This window comes from Ruegeria sp. BA2 (genome assembly GCF_056539605.1).
The window spans coordinates 81,283-101,305 of sequence record NZ_JBQFVE010000013.1 but is presented as its reverse complement, the minus strand read 5'-3'; the positions used below and the strand labels follow the sequence as shown (position 1 = coordinate 101,305).

Here is a 20,023-nt window from a genome sequence, read left to right as displayed (position 1 = left end):
CCTTCTCATTCGTAATAGGTGTAGCCGTTGATCGAGTCGCGATAGGCGCTCATCAGGGTTTTGCGGTCCTTGGCTTGCAGAGTACCGGTCGAGATTGCCTCGTCCACCATTTTGCGGAAGGCGGCGACGCAATCCTGTGGATCGAATTCCACGTAAGACAGGACCTGGCTGATCGTGTCTCCCTCTTGCTCGTGCAGCAGGTCGAACCCGCCATCTGTGCGCAGGTCGATGGTGACGACATTGGTGTCGCCGAACAGATTGTGCAGATCGCCCAGCGTTTCCTGATAGGCGCCGACGAAGAAGACGCCCATGAAATACTCGCCATCATCCGGCAGCGAATGCACCGGCAGGCTGGGGGAAACGCCATCGGCGAGGATGAACCGGTCAATCTTGCCGTCGCTGTCGCAGGTGATGTCGGACAGAACTGTGCGACGGTCTGGGGCTTCGTTCAGGCCTTGCAGCGGCACAATCGGGTGCAGTTGGTCGATCGCCCAGACATCCGGCAGGGATTGGAACAGCGAGAAGTTGCAGTGGTAGATATCGGCCACTTTCTCAAGCTGATCGTTCACATCGGTTTCCAGATCATCGCTGGCCGCCAGCGCCTTGAGGCGGGCCATCAGGGACAGGTAGATGCGTTCGGCCCGGGCCATTTGGCGCAGATCGACATAGCCGCGCCTGAAAAGTGCCCTTAGCTCGTTGCGATAAAACGTGGCGTCGTTCCAGCATTCCTGCAGACGGTCTTGGCTGAGATAGCCATGTACCGCAGCAAGGTCTGCGACGAGATGGTGGTCGTCTGGTTCAACCTCGGGGCCATTCGGCGCGTCGTAGAGCGTGCTTTCCAGTACGTTGAACAACAGCATTGAAGACGTAGCGACGACGGCACGGCCACTTTCAGTGACCAATGTCGGGTGGTCAATCTCAGCCTCGTCCATCGCATAGGCGACGGTCTCAACAACGTTGGCGCAGTATTCTTCGACTGTGTAGTTGATTGAATTCTCAGCGGCTTTCTTCTCGCCCGTGTAGTCCACACCCATGCCGCCGCCGAGGTCCAAATGAGACAGCGGAACGCCCTCGCGGGTTAGTTCCGTATAGTAGCGACAGGCTTCACCCACGGCGCGGCGCACATCGTTCACATCCTGCACTTGTGAACCGAGATGCGAGTGCTGAAGCTTGAGGCAGTGCAGTAGGCCCGCCTCTTTCAGCTTGTCGACAGTCGCGACCAATTGATCGGTGTTCATACCAAAGGCCGAACGGTCGCCCGAGCTTTCCTCCCATTTTCCGCTGATCTGGTTCGTGAGCTTCACCCGCACGCCGATCAGCGGTTCAATGCCCAGTTCTTTGTAGACATTGATGACCGTGTCAGCCTCTTTCGGGCTTTCCAGAACGATCACCGTGTTGAACCCGATTTTGCGGGACAGGATCGCCAGTTGAATGAACTCGGCATCCTTGACACCATTGCAGACGATCAGAGCCTCTGGGGCCAATCGGTGCGCCAATGCGACCACAAGTTCGGGCTTGGACCCGGCTTCAAGGCCGTAGTTGTATTTTTTGCCGAACTCGACGATCCGGTCGACGACTTGCGCCTGCTGGTTCACTTTGATTGGAAAGACGCCGCGATAAGCCCCCTTGTAGCCCACGCGCGTAATGGCATCGTGGAAACTTTCGTTAAGATGTGCGATCTCGTGCTCAAGATAGGAGGTGACGCGCAGGACCATCGGGGCCTTGATACCCCGGTCGTCCAGATCACTGAGGATACCGGGAAGGCTTATCGCCGCCGTTTCCGGAGTCATCGGATTGCGCAGACCGATCTCGCCCTGATCCGTCACCTCGATGAGGCCTTTGCCCCATTTTTCAACCCCGTAGATGGAATGCGGTGCGTCGGGCGTCTGTTTCAATCAGGTCAATCCTTGGCTTAGGTATACTGGTTTCGCGCCCGCCAATACGGCAGAGGTTTGATTCGTCCAAGTGTAATCTGACAAACGGGGGACTGCCGAGAATTATCCGACGGAACGGATTGGGATCAGGTGGTTGTCCCATTGGCAGGCTGATCGGGCAGAGATTTTTGCCCCGTCGCTATTCAGCGCGCCAAAGGCCCCAGTGCCGGTCGTGAAGACCAATCCCGTTTCACCGGCTGCCAATCCGCATACGTCTTCGAGCGCGTGCGCCCCGAGGAAGGATCTGCTTTGAACATCAAAGTGGTGCAGAGCATTCCCACGCGGGCAGGTGATTGCAATAGATTGGCCATCCGAGGAAAAGGCGACGCTGCCAGCATAGCCCCGTATTCCGCTTTGATGCGTATCGCGCGCCGACAATAGACGCGGGTTTTCGCCCCTTTGATGAAGGCCAAGCAGGGCTGGGTGTTCAATTTGGCTGCCCTGCCACTGCATAGCAAAGCCAATAAGGCCATCGTCGCGCACCGCAAGGTGACGGATCGAGTTCTTGTGTAGCGTGTTGGGAAGCTCTACCTGTTCCAAGACAGTTCCTGACAGATCCAGATACGTCAGGTTGGGTTGCATCGCGGGCAGATTTAGCTTGGTCCGGCCGGTGTCAGGGTGTGTTTCGATCCCACCGTTGGCAATGACCAACGTATCACCATCGGGCAGCAAGCGCATGTCATGAGGGCCAATGCCGCCCGACGGGAATTCCCCCAGCCGGGCAAAAGTGGCCGCGTCCCAGATGCCGATCACTCCTTCAGCGGCTTCATAGTCGTTCTCGGTTGTGAAAAAACGGGTACCATCGGCTGTAAATGTGCCATGTCCGTAGAAATGGCGACCCCTTGGGGCCTCTAATTGCCTGACGATGGAACCTTCGGTGCAATCGATGACGATGGCGAAAGTGCCGGGACGGCGGGCAAAGGCCACCGCTTGTGCCTTGCGCGGATGTGCTGCCGCCGCGTGGCCACGCGCAGGTAGGGGGAGCGAGAACAGGATGGTGCCTGTGCTGTCAAGTCCAGAAAGCCGATAACTGCCATCGGGAAAGAGTCCAGCGGCCAGATAGTCCGGGGCGCCCACTGACGACCAGCCCGTGACAGGGGTTAGGCTAGCGACGGCGAGGCCGGCGATGAACGTACGGCGGTTGCTCAACGCTCAGTCCCCGTCCAATGAGTTGAACCCAGCGATAATTCCAAGCGTCGGGCCAAGCTTTTCCGAAGCGATTGCACGAATTTCGTTGATCAATTGCTGTAATGCTTCAATCCGTATGCGGCCTTGCGGTGTGTCGACGCTGGTGAAGGTGGGGTCATCCAGAGACTGAGCCCGATCAATGGCGCGCGCAAAGGCGGCATCCAAATTGCCTGCAATCTCGGGATGGTCAAAGGAGAGGCGCGCGGCCAAATCGCGCAAGGCTATCAGCGACAATTCTACGTGGCGCAACGACCGGCCAGACCGGCGCGCTTCGGCGCGGTTGGGGCGGGGACGTTCGTAGGTACCCAAAGGACGGCCTAATCTTGTATCGGCTGTGAACTCAAGGCCTGTTGTCAGCGCTCTGAACAACTCCTGCATCGCCGCATCGTCCGAGCGATAGGTGCTGTCGCCGCTCGGCTGCGTCAGTTTTGGTGCGTAGGATTGCCAGCCTTCATTCATAGCCTCAGCATTTCGGTCGATATCGATCGCGATCGCTTGGATCAGGGCGCAGCGATATTCAGCGCTGCCCCTTTCCGCCATCGCCGGATCATAGAGCATGCGCTCCAATGCCAGGAATCCCCGACCAGCAATGGACGTTTCGGCGTAAGCTTCGGGGGTTTCGACGGCGGGGTCTTCGCCTTCGATGTGCCGGGATAAGGTTTTGGGCGTGAACCCTTTGGTATCGGGCCAGAATGCCATGGCGAATGCACGGTCTTCGGTTTCGCTTGGGCCGAACCGTAAATGGCTGGTCGAAATCCAGCTGTCGAATGCTGTGCCGTAGGCAGCGCGCAGTTCATTGGACTCCGGGGTGCAATCGGCCCGTACGGTCGTTGCCAATACTTCGGTGGCCTCAGCCAATTGCGCAAAGCGCGGCAGAATATGCGTTTCTGTCACATCCATCAGGATCGGCCCGTGAACCTGCGCGTGAACGCCTAAGGGGATCAGCAGGGCAGTGATAAGGGTAAGGCTACGCATAGTTCAAAGGCTTTCAAGAAATCTGATCAGGGCATCCCGGTCGGCCTTCGGCATCGACACGACAGTGTCGCGGGCTGCCTGCGCCTCTCCACCATGCCACAGGATCGCCTCAAGCAGGGATCGCGCCCGACCGTCGTGCAGGAATTGAGTGTGGCCTGACACACGCTCGGTCAGGCCGATGCCCCAAAGCGGCGGGGTACGCCATTCACGGCCCGTGGCACGGGCTTCGGGGCGATTGTCGGCAAGACCTTCGCCCATGTCGTGCAACAACAGATCGGTGTAGGGCCAGATTAGTTGGAAACTGTGCTCAGGCCGTTCGGGCGTCCGGTGCGTGACATAGGCTGGTGTGTGGCAGGATGCACAACCTGAGACGTAGAAGACCTCTTTACCGCGCAACACCTCTGGATCATCAACGTCACGCCGCGCCGGAACACCAAGATTGCGGCTGTAAAAGGCGACAAGATCCATTCCAATCTGATCAATCTCAAAACCGCGTGCATCGGAGTCTCCATGCGGGGCATTGATGCAATTGGTCTGAAACTCGGTGCAATCGCCGTGCGGCGCAGGATAGAGCGGGCTTGAGATTCCAATGTCACCCGCAAAGGCAGCCGAGGATTGCTCCATGATTGTGGGCATCCCGGCCTTATGGCCAAAGCGACCGATCATGGGCTCACCGAACTCATTCGACCACACGATGTTCGGACGCCCGGATATGCCATCGCCGTCTAAATCTTCGGGGTCAGCTTTCGCCAGCAGATCGTCAACCGGAATTGCTTCGAGCAACCCCAATCCGATCATCTGTGGCGCGACCCTGGGGCTGAGCATCGCATCGGGATGCAGAGGGCCATAGCCCAGATCTGCAGCTTTGTATGTCGGTTGACGCAGCAAAGCGGTTTCCCCATCAGACAGCTCAACCGGGACCTCTTCGTAAGCGATGTCCAGCTTGTATTCAGCCGGGTGACCCGCAAGTGCAAAGTCTTGCATCTGGCCGCCATAGTTCGGGTCTGGCAAGGTGGCGATATAGTCTTCGATTTCGGCAGGAGCGTCTTCTGGCGAACCCGGGATCGAAATCCTCAGAAACATCGAGACGGCGCTATCATCCGACCCGTTGGGCGTATGGCCTCGACCGTCTTTGATATGGCAGCGCTGGCAGGAGCGGGCGTTATACAAAGGCCCCAACCCGTCGGACGCCAACGTGGAAGAAGGTGACGAGACCCAGATCTTCTTGAACAACCCATTGCCGACCTTGAAATCCAGCTCCTGTTCGAAACTGATATTGGCCGAGGGCTGCGAAAACGCGTCTGCATCATTGCGAACGCGCACGGTTGCGGCACCGGCGGAAAGCTCTTCAAATCGTTGCGCTGCACTGAAGTCATCAGGTGCTGATGTTGCAGCTTCGATGCGCGTGCGTTCTTCGACAGTTCGTGGAAGGAAGTTCAGATGTATATCCCGCAGCTCGGTCGCCTGGGAATGGGTGGCCGAGACAACGGCCACCGCTAAAACGGCAAATTTACTCGCCCTCGTCCATGGTTGATGCGTTGAGTTGCGCATAGTTGGCTTCGCCGATCCTTTCGTAGAGGTCGAGCTGCGTTTCGAGGAAGTCGATGTGGTCCTCTTCGTCGGACATCAACTTTTCGAACAGCGACATCGACACGTAGTCACCGGCTTCCCGGCAATATTCGCGCGCTTCCTTGTAAAGGGCTCTCGCATCAATTTCGGCCGCCAGATCGCATTCCAAAGTTTCCTTGGGTGTCTGACCAATCCGCAGTGGGTCAAGTTTCTGAAGGTTCGGGTGTCCTTCGAGAAAAATAATGCGTTCGATCAGTTTGTCCGCGTGCTCCATCTCTTCGATGGATTCTTCTCGGCTTTTCTTGGCCATATGGCCAAGGCCCCAATCTTCCTGAAGCCTATAGTGCAACCAGTATTGGCTGACCGCTGTTAACTCATGCCGCAGAGATTTGTTGAGATATTCGATGACCTTGGGATCGCCTTTCATGTGACTTCTCCTGTGATGCTCCGAACCGTAATTTGCGGAGCTGCATGGGGACTTTCAGATTATCGTCTGAACGCATTGTGTCTAGGAAAAGCGGCATACACCCACCGCAATCCGCTGATTTTCCAAGGGCATGATAAATCTTGCCAGGGGTAATGATGGTCTGCGGATCCGCTTTACGCATCCAGTCTATTGCGGCCCGGATATCATGGTCAGAGATATTGGTGCAGTGACAAACAATCATGGCGACTCAGCTTGGTTAGTCTTATCCTAGTGAATTAGTCGGTTATATGGGGCGCGTCCAGAGCGAAGACGCCGCGCCGTTAGGCGAGGTTGGCCGGATGCGTTTAAACCGCACCCGACCAAAGGTTTTAGTGGAACACCGCGTCGGGGTTATCCAGGCTGTCCGAACCCTCGAAATCGATCTGATCCAGTTCCAACGTGGTCACGATGCGCTCAATCGTCTTGGTCTGATCGATCAGTCCGTTGACGCCGCCCATGATCAGGGCCTCACCGCCTTCGTTGCCCCGTTCCAGCATCTGGTCATAGGCAAAGCCGGCTTCTGCGGTCGATTTGATGCGACCCAAGGCAAGCATAGTATTCGCCAACCTGGCCTTCATCTCGGCATCCAGCGCCGGATCTGTCGCGGTCACGAGATCGGACAATGATGCACCCGAAACCGGGGTGCCATCGATACGCGTATAGCTGCCCAAGTAAACGTTCTGAATGCCCAAACCGTCATAGTAATGGCTGTTATGGGTGTTGTCGGCAAAGCAGTCATGTTCCTCCTCGGGATCGTTCAACATCAGGCCAAGGCGCATACGTTCACCCGCCTGTTCACCGTATGACAGTGAGCCCATACCAGTCAGGATCGCGCTGACACCAGCGGATTCATCCGCGTTCAAGGCCGCGCGCGCATCGCCACCTTCGGCCCATTGCGCAGTCATCCACTCCAGATCGCTGATCAGCAGGTCAGTTGCGGCGCTCAGATACTGTGCGCGGCGATCGCAATTACCGTTGGTGCAGCCGTCACCTTGTGCGTAGTCGGTGTAAGGGCGGTTGCCCGCACCTGCACCGTGACCGTTCAGGTCTTGACCCCACAGCAGGAATTCGATGGCGTGGTAGCCTGTGGCAACATTCGCCTCAATCCCGTCTGCTTCGTGCAAGGTATCCGCCAGCAGAGCGGGGGTGATTTCGCTGGCATCGACGGGTTCACCCGACAGCTCGAAACTGGGGTTGGCGATGACGTTCAGGGCTGCGAACTCGTTCTCATCGCTCGGGCCGCCATAAGAGGCATCCACGTAGTCAATCAAACCCTCGTCCAGCGGCCACGCATTCACTTTACCTTCCCAATCGTCGACGATTGCGTTGCCAAACCGATAAACTTCGGTTTGCTGATAGGGTACACGCGCAGCGATCCATGCGGCGCGGGCTGCGTTTAGCGTTACATCTGACGGATCGGCGATCAGCGCATTAACTGCTGTCTGCAGTCTTTTTGCAGCGATCAGGCTGTCGTCATATTTGGCTTCTGCAATGTCGGCATAGGTGTTTAGGACATCGGCTTTGGACGGGGCGTCAGCAACTGCTGTGCTTGCGACGCAAAAGGTTAGGGCACTGGCCGCGGTGAATAATCTGGTCATGTGGAACTCTTTCCTTCTTAACGGGATTCGGGCCCCACAACTGGTGTGGGGCGGGCGGGGCAATAACTGAGTTAATTAGTCAACAAAGTCAACCTGAGTTTTATTGTCAGGTATATGTGCAGTTTCTGACTAACCATATCTGGGGAGGTCTGAGCGCCTGGCAATTATTGCGCTGAGGCGCATTTGCACTAGAATGTCATACGGTTTGTTTGGTTAACGGTGAGTAGAATGAAATGCGCAGCCATACTCCTTGCGCTCATACCTGTCGCTCCGCTGGCGCAGGGTTTGACTGCCATCAACGCCCATTCTCATGGCGCGGGGCGCATGACAATTTCGTTTGTGGAGACCGGATTTAGCCTAAGTCTCGAGGTTCCGGGCGCCGATATCGTCGGGTTCGAACATACGGCTGAAAACGAAGATGAACGCGCAGAAGTGGCGGCCGCGATTTCGGACCTTTCCAAACCCCTTGAAATATTCGAGGTCGCACCCGAGGCAGGGTGTATGACCGCGACGGCCAATGTGGCGCTGGTTGGTGATGTCTTCGCTCAGGATGAAGGCCAGGCATCGGACAATGCGGTGCATCACACCGAATTTCAAGCTGATTACTTGGTCCAGTGCCAAGAGCTTTTGCTGGTGGAATATATCCGGTTTACCTATTTTGAACGATTTACACGCGCCGAGCGCTTGTTTGTGGAGTTGATGTCGTCCGATGAGATTCAGAACCATACAATCGAACGTGCCGCGCCGCTGCTAAAGCTTTTGAATTGAACTGAAAAACCCTTGCACCTGCGAACCCGATTGATTGGGCGCTTAGCTTCTGGCAAGTGCCGCCTGCAATGCGTGATACGAGGCTTTAGGTCTTCTTTCCAGCGTGTCAAAATCCACGTCGACCAATCCAAACCGCTTTTCATAGCCAAGCGCCCACTCGTAATTGTCAAGCAGAGACCAGACAAAATAACCTTTGACTGGGACGCCATGATCAAGTGCTTTGCGCACTTCAGCGAGATGCTGGTTTAAATAGTCGATCCTATCGGCGTCATTCTGGCGTTCCGGGCTCGCCATGCCGTTTTCGGTTATGAAGATTGGCAGATCGCCAGTGTACTCCTGTGCGGCTCGGATCAGGAAACGGGATAGGGCGGCGGGATCAATCTCCCACCCCATCTGGGTTTTTGGTAGTGGGCCGGGAACCTCTTGAACGGCGGGCCAGGGTGTATCGGCGCGCGTGATCAATTTGCGCGTATAGTAGTTCAGACCGCACCAATCGACAGGTGTTCCAATCGTCTCGAAGTCATCTTGCCAGTTCTTGGGCAGGTGAGGTGCCAATCCTTCCAGAACATTTTCGGGGTAAGATTTGTGAAAAACCCCGCTTAGAAAAAAGCGGTTGTAAATCCCATCATAGAGCGCTGCGGCTTCCCGCGCCTCAGGGCTTGTATCTGCAGGCTCTGCCCATTCCAGATTGAATATGGCACCAAGGTTGGACATCCCCAATCCGCGCATGGTCTCGATTGCGCGACCGTGGGCCAGCAGGACGTGGTGCATCGCACGCGCAGCTGCCCGGATATCGCGCATACCGGGCGCGTGATGGCCTTCGAAATGGCTCAACCAGCTTACGCACCAGGGTTCGTTGATAGGGGCAACGCTGAACATCCGATCACCGATGCGACCCATGATGATTTCAGTGAAATCAGCGAACCAATCCGCGATATCACGGTTCCGCCAGCCGCCTAAGTCCGCAAGCGGAGAGGGCAGCTCCCAATGGTAGAGCGTTGCGCAGGGTTTGATGCCGCGCTCAAGCAGCGCATCCGTGAGGCGGTCATAAAAATCAAGGCCTTGCTCATTAATCGGCCCGCGCCCTTCCGGCAGAACCCGCGCCCAACTGGTTGAAAAGCGATAACAGTCGAAGCCGGCATCCCGGATTAGGTCGAAATCCTGCTTGTATCGATTATAGTGGTCGCAGGCTAGGTCGCCGTTTTCCGCGTTGGCGACATTGCCGGGGGTCGCGGCGAAACTATCCCAATGAGTTTTTCCTGCACCGCCTTGAGCGTGGCCTTCGATCTGGTAGGCTGAGGTTGCCACGCCAAACTGAAAATCTTGTGGGAAATCCGCGCGTTTATATTTCATCTCAAGTCCTTTGCGGGGCAGGGCCGGTCGAGCTGCCGACGACGAGTTCGGCTTCCAGCAAGCGAGTTTTTGGGGGATCGTTCGGCGCATTGATCCGTTCGATCAACATTTCGGCAGCCAACTCGCCCGCATGTCTGACGGATGATCGTGTTGCCGTGAAAATCGGAACGTCCATACCATTGCGCATGTAAGACAATTCATCATCATGAGCGATAATCGAGATGTCCCGCCCCATTTTCAGGTCACGTTCTTCCAGTGCGCGCCGGACCCCAACGGCCGAAATGATCGATGAGGCCAAAATGGCGGTTGGCGGGTCGCCAAGCTCCAGCATGTCGCAAGCTGTTTGGTGCCCGTAAATCTCGGTCATCTCTGCACTACGCAGAAGGCTGTGATCAATGGCGATGCCAGCACTTTCCAGCGCTGCCAGATAGCCATTCCTACGGCGTCGTGCAAAATCCATCTCTTCTAGTCCGTTGATCAACGCGATACGCCGGTGGCCCAGATCAATCAGAAATCGGGTGGCGCGTTCGAATGAGCGCTGGTTGTTCACATCGATCCAGTCATAGGGTTCTTCGGCGTAGGTTGATCGGCCGTGGACAATGAAAGGTACGCCCAGCCGCGAGAGCGCAGAGATACGTGGTTCCCGCTCTTTCGGGCCCTGCAACACAATGCCGTCGACAACACCACGATTGAACAGATTTCGATAGGATTCTTCGATCGAGGTATCGGGCGCATGGGTGAACATCATGTCATAGTTGTTTTCGGCGTAAGTTCTTGCCGCGCCTGCAACAAAGTCCCCGAAAATCGGATTGACCATTTCATGTTGGGATGAGGTGGGAATCACATGTCCTATGACCATGGAGCGACCGGTGGCTAACCCTTTGGCGCGACTATTGGGGCGATACCCATGTTTGTCCGCAGCAGCTTGAACCCGTATGCGCGTTCCTTCGTTGACCTCGGGATATCCGTTCAGCGCGCGGCTGACGGTTGTCTGTGAAAGACCCAGAATCTCAGAGAGCTGCTTTAGGTTCATTGTATTCAAAGCGCCTTCAAATTGGTGCTCAATTGTTTTGTTGTGAAATTCGGGTTCAGTCAACCTGTTTCAGAAATGTACTTAGAAATAGCATTATTTTGGGGGCTGATAGGTGGTTGTTGACAGAGTTTGAATGTTAGCGGATAAAGTGCAATATCCAAAGCGCTTTGAAAACGAATCTCGTTTGCGCCGAAAATATTGGGAGGAGAACTCATGAGACACGCACTTTATTCGGGTGCGGCGGCGATCGCTCTGCTGGCTGGGCCGGTACAGGCACAGGATCTGGTCTTCACGCCGGGCGAAGGGCCGTTCAACTGGGACAGCTACAATGCCTGGGCTGAAGGAGCCCCTGATCTGAGCGGTCAAACGGTCACGGTCTTTGGTCCATGGCTGACGCCTGAGGACGGCTATTTCAACAACATGATCGCCTATTTCGAAGCGGCGACCGGTGCTGACGTAATCTATACCGGCTCTGACAGCTTTGAGCAGCAGATCGTGATTGATGCCGAGGCGGGGTCTGCCCCCAACATCGCAGTTTTCCCGCAGCCTGGCTTGGCGGCGATCATGGCATCCAAGGGGCAGCTGACGCCATTGGGTAACGACATGGCCAGCTGGGTCGGCGACAACTATGCCGCTGGTGATTCCTGGGTTGATCTGGGAACCTACAAGGATGCCGATGGCAATGACCAGATGTATGGCTTTTTCTACAACGTGAACGTCAAGTCGCTGGTCTGGTACAACCCAGAAAACTTTGAAGACGCGGGCTATGAAGTGCCCACCAGCATGGAAGAGCTGAAGGCGCTGACCGAACAGATCGTTGCTGACGGCGAGACACCTTGGTGCATTGGCCTGGGATCAGGTGCAGCGACTGGCTGGCCCGCGACTGACTGGGTCGAAGACATGATGCTGCGGACCCAGCCACCTGAAGTTTATGACCAGTGGGTGACAAACGAGATTCCGTTCGACGATCCGCGCGTGATCGCCGCGATCGAGGAATTCGGCTGGTTTGCGCGTGACGATGCCAAGGTCTCGGGCGGGGCGGGGGCAGTGGCCTCGACCGACTTCCGCGACAGCCCAAAGGGCATGTTCTCATCCCCGCCACAGTGCTACATGCATCGTCAGGCGTCATTCGTTCCGGCCTTCTTCCCCGAAGATGTCGAGTTCGGCCTGGATGCTGATTTCTTCTACATGCCGTCCTTCGCCGACAAAGACCTGGGCAACCCGGTTCTGGGCGGCGGCACCCTGTTGGCGGTCAGCAATCCTTCGGATGCGACAAGCGCGTTCATGGAGTTCCTAAAGCAGCCGCTCGCGCATGAGGTGATGATGGCGCAGACCGGGTTCCTGACCCCTCATACGGGCGTGAATACCGAGGCCTACAAGGATGATACCCTGCGCGGTCTGGGTGACATTCTGTTGGGCGCGACGACCTTCCGCTTTGACGGGTCGGACCTGATGCCTGGCGCCGTAGGTGCGGGTACCTTCTGGACCGGTATGGTTGACTATACAGGTGGTAAATCCGCGGAAGAAGTCACCGGCGAAATCCAGTCGTCCTGGGACGCGCTTAAATAATCTGCTGAACCCTTCGGGCAGCCTGTCACTCAGGTTGCCCGAAACCCTTACAAGGGAGAGGACGCCATGAATCCGGCAATTCAGGGCCTGCTGACAATCGTAATCGGTGTGTCGGGATGCGTGGGCTATTTCTACCTGTCCAACCAGTTTCTGGATAAGGTTCTGTTCCCTGCGCGTGGCCCCAACGCGGGGCGAAACATCAACCGCGCAAACATGATCCGGCCATGGCTGTTTCTGTTGCCAGCGATCCTCGCGCTTGGGGTTTACCTTGCCTATCCGGTGTTTGAAACGCTGCGCCTGTCACTGACTGATCGTGTCGCCGGTGGCGGATATGAATGGGCGGGCTTCAATAATTACTCCCAAATGCTAGCCGAGCCGAAATTCTGGGAAGCGATGCGCAACAACATGCTTTGGCTGATTGTTGTCCCGGCCATGTCGACCGCTTTTGGCCTGCTTGTGGCGCAGCTGACAGACCGTATCCGCTGGGGCAATGTGGCCAAGTCGTTGATCTTTATGCCGATGGCGATTTCTTTCGTAGGGGCTTCGGTGATCTGGAAATTGGTCTATGACGCACGTCCACCTGATCAGGATCAGATCGGTGTGCTGAACGCGATCTATATCTTCTTTGGCGGAACCGAGACGCACACTTGGCTGACGCTGCCATTCTGGAACAATTTCTTCCTGATGATCGTACTGGTCTGGATTCAAACCGGCTTTGCCATGGTCATCCTGTCTGCTGCCTTGCGCGGTATCCCGGAAGAGACCATCGAGGCCGCCATTCTGGACGGGGCCAACCCGTTTCAGATTTTCTTCAAGATCAAAGTGCCGCAGATCAAAACCACGATCATGGTTGTCTGGACCACCATCACAATCGTTGTCCTCAAGGTCTTTGACATCGTCTTTGCCATGACCAATGGCCAGTGGGAGACGCAGGTTCTGGCTAATTACATGTACGACAAGATGTTCCGCGCCAATGATTGGGGCGTCGGATCGGCCTCAGCCATGGTGATCATGTTGCTGGTGACGCCGATCCTGATCTGGAACGTGCGCAATGCGCGCAAAGAAATGCAGTAGGAGGTTGGGGATATGAGCGATATTGCAGGAACCCGCCCAGCCCTAAGATGGGTCGTTCACGCCTCGGTCGTGCTGCTTGTGGTGCTATGGGTGTTCCCGACACTCGGATTGTTGATCTCGTCTTTCAGAACCGGAGACCAGATTGCCAGCAGTGGCTGGTGGCGGGCGCTGTTCCCGTCCGAACAGAACCTGACCTTGCGTACGGCCGCACCTGAAACGCAGGTTTTGCAGGATGGTCTTTACGTGATCGAAGGCAATATTTTCGAAGGCGAGAAAGCATCGGACATAACAAGATGGGGTGTGAACTCGCGCGAGATTGATGCCTATGCGCCCGGTGAAACAGCCGAGTTGCGCCGGGGTGGTACTATCACGGTGCAAGCCAACGGCGATTATCGGATGGAGAACACCGAAGAGTTTTCTGGTCAGCGCGGCCCTCGGGTCTTTGTGACCACCACTTTGCCACCTGAATTCACGACCGAGAACTATGCCCATGTTCTGTTCAACGCAAACAGTTCAGACAGTATGGGCAAGGCGTTCTTCAATACACTCACGGTGACGATCCCGGCCACGATCATCCCGATCCTTGTTGCGGCTTTTGCTGCCTATGCACTGGCGTGGATGGATTTCCCCGGCCGCGCCTTACTGATTGCTGCCGTCGTTGGCCTGTTGGTGGTGCCATTGCAGCTGGCGCTGATCCCGTTGCTGAAACTGCATCTCAATATCGGGATCGGCAAAGGCTATCTGGGCGTTTGGATGGCCCATACCGGGTTCGGGATGCCATTGGCGATCTATTTGTTACGTAACTATATGGCCGGGCTGCCGCGTGATCTGATCGAGAATGCGCGGGTCGATGGGGCGACCGAGTTTCAGATTTTCACCAAACTGATCCTGCCGCTCAGCTTTCCGGCACTGGCCTCCTTTGCGATCTTCCAGTTCCTATGGACATGGAACGACCTGCTGGTTGCCAAAGTGTTCCTGATCGACGCCAGCGGCCAGACCACGGTCATGACCAACCGCATTGTCGAGCTGTTGGGGACGCGGGGCGGTAACTGGGAAATCTTGGCGACGGCGGCGTTTGTTTCAATCGCAGTGCCGCTGGCCGTCTTCTTTGCAATGCAGAAATATCTGGTTCGCGGCTTGCTGGCCGGTTCCGTAAAATAAGGGCGTGTGATGAACGTGCAGACCAAAGCAACAGCATTCGAAACAACCAAAGCGGCGTCTGACTGGTGGCGGGGCGGAGTGATCTATCAGGTCTATCCGCGCAGCTTTCAAGACAGCAATGGTGATGGGATTGGCGACCTCAAGGGGATCACCCAGCGGCTGGGCTATATCGCTTCGCTTGGGGTGGATGCGATCTGGATTTCACCGTTCTTCAAGTCCCCGATGAAGGACTTTGGTTACGACGTCAGCGACTATCGCGATGTTGATCCGATGTTCGGCACCATGGCAGACTTCAAAGAGCTGCTGGATCAGGCCCATTCACACGGGCTGAAGGTGATGATCGATCTGGTGCTGTCACATACGTCGGATCAGCATCCGTGGTTCAGCGAAAGTCGTGCCAGCCGCGATAACCCCAAATCTGATTGGTACGTCTGGGCTGACCCCAAGCCGGATGGGACACCTCCGAACAACTGGTTGTCGATCTTTGGCGGCTCGGCCTGGCAGTGGGACGCGCGGCGTTTGCAATACTATCTGCACAACTTCTTGAGTGCGCAGCCGGATTTGAACTTCCACTGCAAAGAGGTTCAGGATGCCCTGCTGGATGTGGCCCGGTTTTGGCTGGATCTCGGCGTCGACGGATTCCGTTTGGACACGATCAACTTCTATTTCCATGACGCTCAAATGCGCGACAATCCTGGCTTGCCGATGGATCAGCGCAACTCATCAATTGCGCCGATGGTCAACCCGTATAACCATCAGGATCACCTCTATTCCAAAAGCCAGCCCGAGAATATCGCCTTTCTCGAACGCCTGCGCGCCCTGACCGACGAATACGACGGCCGCGCGTGTCTGGGTGAGGTCGGTGACGCGCAGCGCGGGCTTGAAATCATGGGCGAATACACAACCGGCGACAAGCGGATGCATATGTGTTACGCTTTCGAGTTCCTCGAAAAGCGCGTGCTCACAGCAGCTTACGCCAAGCAGGTTTTTGACCAGCTTGAAGACAAAGCAGGTGACGCTTGGCCCTGTTGGGCGTTCTCGAACCACGATGTGCAGCGCCATGCCACGCGCTGGGGTCTGGATGATGCGGCCATCCGGCAATATGCCGTTCTGATGATGTGCCTGCGTGGCTCGGCTTGCCTGTTTCAGGGCGAGGAACTGGGCTTGCCCGAGGCGGATGTGGCCTTTGAGGATCTACAAGACCCCTATGGCGTCGAATTCTGGCCCGAGTTCAAAGGGCGCGATGGCTGCCGCACCCCGATGGTCTGGACTGCGCAGGATGAGCAATCGGGGTTCAGCACAAGCCGACCGTGGCTGCCGGTCAGTTCGGTTCAGGCGGAAAAGGCTGTGGACCGGCTGGAGCAGGACCCGGATTCCATGCTGCACCACTACCGCCATGCGATCGCACTGCGCCGCGCGCATTCGGCCCTGATGTCGGGTGCGCAGATCGGAATGTCCCAAGATGGTTCAGTGCTGACCTTCATGCGCGAAGATGACGCCGAACAGGTGTTCTGCGCGTTCAATCTGGGATCAGACGCTGCTGACGTGGTGCTGCCTGCTGGTAACTGGCAGTCCATCGGTGAAAATGTGGGCAGTGTTTACGGGGCGGGCACGGTAACGCTGGACGCTGCTCAATTCTGCCTGTTGGCGCGTCGAAAGGGGTAAGTCATGTCGGAACTCAAGCTCACGGATGTGGCCAAATCCTATGGCCCGGTCGATGTTTTGAAACATATCGATCTTGATATCGAGCAAGGCGAATTGATCGTTTTTGTCGGCCCGTCAGGCTGCGGCAAATCCACGTTGCTGCGCATGATCGCTGGCCTTGAAAAAATCACGGGCGGCACGCTTGAGATCGAGGGTCAGGTGGTAAACGATGTGCCGCCTGCGCAACGCGGCATTGCGATGGTGTTCCAGTCATATGCGCTTTATCCGCATATGACCGTGCGCGAAAACATGGCCTTTGCGCTCAAAATCGCCAAGATGCCCAGTGCCGAGGTTGATGCAGCCGTAGAACGTGCGGCGAAAATCCTGCAGCTTGAACCTCTGCTGGACCGTCTGCCCAAAGCCTTGTCAGGCGGTCAGCGTCAGCGGGTTGCCATCGGGCGCGCGATTGTGCGTGATCCGAAGGTATATTTGTTTGACGAGCCGCTTTCGAACCTGGATGCCGCATTGCGCGTTGCGACGCGGATTGAGATCGCGCGCCTAAAAGAGGCGATGCCAGACAGCACGATGATCTACGTCACCCACGATCAGGTCGAGGCGATGACACTCGCCAGCCGTATCGTCGTTCTCGCCAATAAGGGGGTCGCGCAGGTCGGTACACCGCTCGAGCTGTATGAGACTCCAGACAATGAATTCGTCGCGCAATTCATCGGCTCACCAGCCATGAACCTATTGCCGGGAACCATCACCGCGACCGGGGAGACAACGACCGTAACGCTGGATGACGGAGGTGTGGCGATCTCATCAATCCCGACAGATGCCGCCGATGAGGGCAAAAAGGTCAATATCGGGGTCCGGCCCGAGGATCTCGTGATCACGGAAGAGACGCCGATTTACACAGGCCTGGTCGATTTCACCGAGGCTTTGGGTGAGGTTACGCTGCTTTACTTCGCAGCCCCCGAGGGGCGGGAGGCCGTGATTGCCAAGCTACCCGGTATCCAACGCAACCTAAGGGGGCAGAACGTATCGGTCACTGCAGCACCCGAGAAGGTGCATTTGTTCCACAACGGTCAGTCAATGCGTCGCTAGTCTAGTTTTGCAAGAAAGCCGGAAACCTTCGCCAATCCCGCTCTGATGATCGACGGTGTATTGGCGTATCCGATCCGAACGCATCCTTCGAGACCCAACGCAGAGCCCGGTGTGAACATCACACCGGTTTCTTGCAGCAACCTTACGCAGAATTCGCGTGAAGGCATGTCGAGATCATAGTGCAATAGCGCCGTGGTCCCGGCTTTGGGTTTGACCCAGCTGATCTTGGGCTCTTGATCGACCCATTCTTCCAGCATGGCGAGGTTGCCGCGTGTGATGGTGTGGCTGCGGGCCAGCACCTTGTCGTGGTTTTCCAGTGCGATCGCAGCGAAATGGTCATCGATCATACCGACCGAGATCGTATCATAATCCCGATGGATCGAAACCGCCTCGATCAGCTCCGGATCAGCCGCGATCCAACCCAGCCGTAGTCCCGCCAGCGAGAATGCCTTGGACATGCCCGCGGTTGAAATCCCCTTCTCATAAAGATCGGCAATCGCATCAGTCATGCCCGCGCCTTCTTGCCCGGTGCCGCGATAAACCTCATCACACAGTAGCCACGCCTCGGCAGCGCGTGCGATGTCAACAATCTCAAGCAAAAGGGCGCGATCCATCACTGCGCCGGTCGGGTTGTTGGGGTTGTTGATCGCGATCAGCTTGGCGCCCGGAGTTGCGGCGGCGCGCAGCTCGTCCAGATCGGGCAAGTACGCATTCTCGGCCCGCAAATGGATTTGCGTCACTTCTGCACCGATGCTGGCCGGGATTGAGTAATGCTGCTGATAGGTGGGCACGACGGCCACCACCTTGTCGCCCCGTTCGACCAGCGTTTTGTGGACCAGCATATTGGCCCCGATCGTTCCATGCGTGACGATGATGTTTTCGCGCTGTTGACGGTCGTACAAGCCACAGATCGCATCGCGCAGCCGGTCTGACCCCCGGATCGCGCCATAGGTCATCTTCATCCCCAGAAGTTCCGACAGATCATCTGAATTTCGCCCGGCAAGCTGCAGCAATTCTGCGATCGTCAGGCTCTCGACGCAGGTTTCCGCAAGATTATAGGCGCATTTGGTTTCCCATTTGTCCATCCAGATTTCGACGCCAAAGGGTTCGATCTTCATTGCAGTTTCCTGTCTGACAAAGCCATCGGGCATCGTTCCCATGGCCAAGGGGTAAGGTCAACCACAGCAAAAGATCAATATCGGTAAACCGCCACCGGGTCGCCCAACGCATGTTCGTCCGGGTGTACACCAAGGCCAGGTGCGTCGGGCAAGTGCAGGTGGCCATTTTTGTTCCGTGGTCCGCGCCCGCTGGCGATATCTACTGTGATCATGTCCTGACAGGCCCAGACGGCATAACAATTTGCGTCCGGAATGGTCGCCGCCAGATGGAGCGCTTCGGTATCCGCCAGGACCGAGCCACCGGTCGCCATCACAAACATGTCGATCCCATGTGCAAGTGCGACATCGCGCATCCGGGCCGCTTTGGTCAGCCCGCCGACACGGTTGAGCTTGATGCCGAAAATCTCGGCGATGCCATCCCGGGCAATACGGGTTGCGTCCTGCAAGGTTACAAGGCTCTCATCAACAGAAACGGGCGACGCATGTTTGCCGGAAATTGCCGCGATATCATCCAATGTCTCGCAGGGCTGTTCGATCATGACGTTCAAGTCTTCAACCGCGCCCATCACCCGCAGCGCCTGCTGTCGTGACCAGCCGCGGTTCACATCATATAGGATAATATCCTCGGGGTTTCGCAGGCTCTCGACGTCACGGATGCGGGCGATATCCCGGGTCACATCTCCACCGATCTTGACGGAATGGGCGATATAGCCGCGTTGGCGATATCGATCGATGACCGCGCGGGTTTCTTCGACCGTTTTCGCCCCTACGGATGACGCAATGGGGCGTGGTGTACGGGATCCGCCGCCCATTAGATCGGCAATGGGCAGATCAGCAGCCTGACCGGCGATGTCCCAACAGGCCATGTCGACTGGGCTTTTAGCATAGAGATGCCCCGGCAAAGCCAAATCCATTGCGCGTTCGACATCCAGAACGCGGCGCGGGTCGAGGCCCAGAATAAACGGTGCCATCGTCTCGATCCCCGCCCGAATGCCGGGGCCGTGGGCGGGCACATAGGTGTGGCCCCAAGGGGTGCCTTCGCCCCAGCCTACCAGCCCGGCGTCGGTATCGATTTTCACCAGAGTCGCGTCCAGCGTTTCGAATTTCAATCGCCCGCCAGACAGCCAATAGGGGTGTTCCAATGGTAGATCGATCTGAAAGACTGAAATCTGAATGATCTTCATTTCAGTTCCACCTCGACAAATGACATTGGCGTATCACCCGCGTTGATCACATTGTGCTCGACCCCTTCGTCGCGACGATAGGCCGTTCCGGCAGGGACAGTCACTTCGTTGGTGTTTCCGTCCGGCAACTCCAATCGCATATGACAATCGGAAACGGCGGTGATGACATAGTCCATTGCATGCCGATGCCAGCCGGTTTCAGCTCCGGGGGCAAAGTCGAAACGGGTTACACGCACCCGTGCGTCATCGATCTTCTGGGTCGCAATCGCTTGTGGCCTCATC

18 protein-coding genes are annotated in these 20,023 nt (G+C 56.7%); 6 read left to right on the top strand and 12 right to left on the bottom strand.

Annotated elements, in window-relative coordinates; all coding sequences use genetic code 11:
- Positions 1-5: 5 nt before the first annotated feature.
- The 7 genes from speA to ACR0NN_RS20785 all read right to left on the bottom strand — a co-directional run bounded on the left by speA (position 6) and on the right by ACR0NN_RS20785 (position 7,730).
- Positions 6-1,895 (bottom strand): biosynthetic arginine decarboxylase, encoded by a 1,890-nt coding sequence (speA, locus tag ACR0NN_RS20815; protein WP_170723755.1) that lies wholly within the window; start codon positions 1,893-1,895, stop codon positions 6-8.
- Positions 1,896-1,997: 102 nt separating this feature from the next.
- Entirely contained in the window at positions 1,998-3,083 is a 1,086-nt protein-coding gene (locus ACR0NN_RS20810) for a DUF1513 domain-containing protein (protein WP_170723754.1), read from the bottom strand.
- A 3-nt stretch (positions 3,084-3,086) separates the two neighbouring features.
- Positions 3,087-4,097, bottom strand: coding sequence for an imelysin family protein (locus tag ACR0NN_RS20805; protein ID WP_170723753.1), 1,011 nt, complete (start codon positions 4,095-4,097; stop codon positions 3,087-3,089).
- A gap of 3 nt (positions 4,098-4,100) precedes the next feature.
- Positions 4,101-5,591, bottom strand: a complete 1,491-nt coding sequence (locus ACR0NN_RS20800; RefSeq protein ID WP_480685453.1) for a di-heme oxidoreductase family protein — start codon at positions 5,589-5,591, stop codon at positions 4,101-4,103.
- Positions 5,592-5,607: 16 nt separating this feature from the next.
- Positions 5,608-6,093 (bottom strand): bacterioferritin, encoded by a 486-nt coding sequence (gene bfr, locus ACR0NN_RS20795; protein WP_170723751.1) that lies wholly within the window; start codon positions 6,091-6,093, stop codon positions 5,608-5,610.
- Complete coding sequence (locus ACR0NN_RS20790; RefSeq protein ID WP_170723750.1) at positions 6,041-6,334, bottom strand: (2Fe-2S)-binding protein; 294 nt, start codon at positions 6,332-6,334, stop codon at positions 6,041-6,043. Before ACR0NN_RS20790 ends, bfr begins: the two co-directional genes overlap by 53 nt.
- Before the next feature lie 127 nt (positions 6,335-6,461).
- Entirely contained in the window at positions 6,462-7,730 is a 1,269-nt protein-coding gene (locus ACR0NN_RS20785) for an imelysin family protein (RefSeq protein ID WP_170723749.1), read from the bottom strand.
- 228 nt (positions 7,731-7,958) lie between these two features.
- On the opposite strand from ACR0NN_RS20785, the gene ACR0NN_RS20780 reads away from it, so the two are divergent.
- Entirely contained in the window at positions 7,959-8,498 is a 540-nt protein-coding gene (locus ACR0NN_RS20780) for a ZrgA family zinc uptake protein (RefSeq protein WP_170723748.1), read from the top strand.
- A gap of 42 nt (positions 8,499-8,540) precedes the next feature.
- Here ACR0NN_RS20780 and ACR0NN_RS20775 read toward each other — a convergent pair whose 3' ends face one another.
- Entirely contained in the window at positions 8,541-9,851 is a 1,311-nt protein-coding gene (locus tag ACR0NN_RS20775) for a GH1 family beta-glucosidase (RefSeq protein ID WP_170723747.1), read from the bottom strand.
- A 1-nt stretch (position 9,852) separates the two neighbouring features.
- Positions 9,853-10,884: a substrate-binding domain-containing protein gene (locus ACR0NN_RS20770; RefSeq protein WP_170723746.1), complete on the bottom strand. Its 1,032-nt coding sequence runs from the start codon at positions 10,882-10,884 to the stop codon at positions 9,853-9,855.
- Between the two features lie 213 nt (positions 10,885-11,097).
- Here ACR0NN_RS20770 and ACR0NN_RS20765 point away from each other — a divergent pair, with 213 nt between their 5' ends.
- The 5 genes from ACR0NN_RS20765 (at position 11,098) to ACR0NN_RS20745 (ending at position 17,439) form a co-directional block, all read left to right on the top strand.
- On the top strand, positions 11,098-12,453 hold the full coding sequence (locus ACR0NN_RS20765; protein WP_170723745.1) for an ABC transporter substrate-binding protein: 1,356 nt from the start codon (positions 11,098-11,100) through the stop codon (positions 12,451-12,453).
- A gap of 66 nt (positions 12,454-12,519) precedes the next feature.
- Positions 12,520-13,527 (top strand): carbohydrate ABC transporter permease, encoded by a 1,008-nt coding sequence (locus ACR0NN_RS20760; RefSeq protein ID WP_170392559.1) that lies wholly within the window; start codon positions 12,520-12,522, stop codon positions 13,525-13,527.
- A gap of 12 nt (positions 13,528-13,539) precedes the next feature.
- On the top strand, positions 13,540-14,688 hold the full coding sequence (locus ACR0NN_RS20755) for a carbohydrate ABC transporter permease (protein ID WP_170723744.1): 1,149 nt from the start codon (positions 13,540-13,542) through the stop codon (positions 14,686-14,688).
- 9 nt (positions 14,689-14,697) lie between these two features.
- Positions 14,698-16,353 (top strand): alpha-amylase family glycosyl hydrolase, encoded by a 1,656-nt coding sequence (locus ACR0NN_RS20750; RefSeq protein ID WP_170723743.1) that lies wholly within the window; start codon positions 14,698-14,700, stop codon positions 16,351-16,353.
- Between the two features lie 3 nt (positions 16,354-16,356).
- Positions 16,357-17,439, top strand: a complete 1,083-nt coding sequence (locus tag ACR0NN_RS20745; protein ID WP_170723742.1) for a sn-glycerol-3-phosphate ABC transporter ATP-binding protein UgpC — start codon at positions 16,357-16,359, stop codon at positions 17,437-17,439.
- On the opposite strand, the gene ACR0NN_RS20740 is transcribed toward ACR0NN_RS20745, so the two are convergent.
- From ACR0NN_RS20740 to ACR0NN_RS20730, 3 genes are all read right to left on the bottom strand, one after another.
- Positions 17,436-18,557: an aminotransferase gene (locus tag ACR0NN_RS20740; RefSeq protein WP_170723741.1), complete on the bottom strand. Its 1,122-nt coding sequence runs from the start codon at positions 18,555-18,557 to the stop codon at positions 17,436-17,438. The two genes, ACR0NN_RS20745 and ACR0NN_RS20740, sit on opposite strands and share 4 nt — an antisense overlap.
- Before the next feature lie 74 nt (positions 18,558-18,631).
- Positions 18,632-19,741, bottom strand: a complete 1,110-nt coding sequence (locus tag ACR0NN_RS20735; RefSeq protein ID WP_170723740.1) for an enolase C-terminal domain-like protein — start codon at positions 19,739-19,741, stop codon at positions 18,632-18,634.
- Complete coding sequence (locus ACR0NN_RS20730) at positions 19,738-20,022, bottom strand: cupin domain-containing protein (protein WP_480685447.1); 285 nt, start codon at positions 20,020-20,022, stop codon at positions 19,738-19,740. The genes ACR0NN_RS20735 and ACR0NN_RS20730 overlap by 4 nt, the downstream gene beginning before the upstream one ends.
- Position 20,023: the final 1 nt, after the last annotated feature.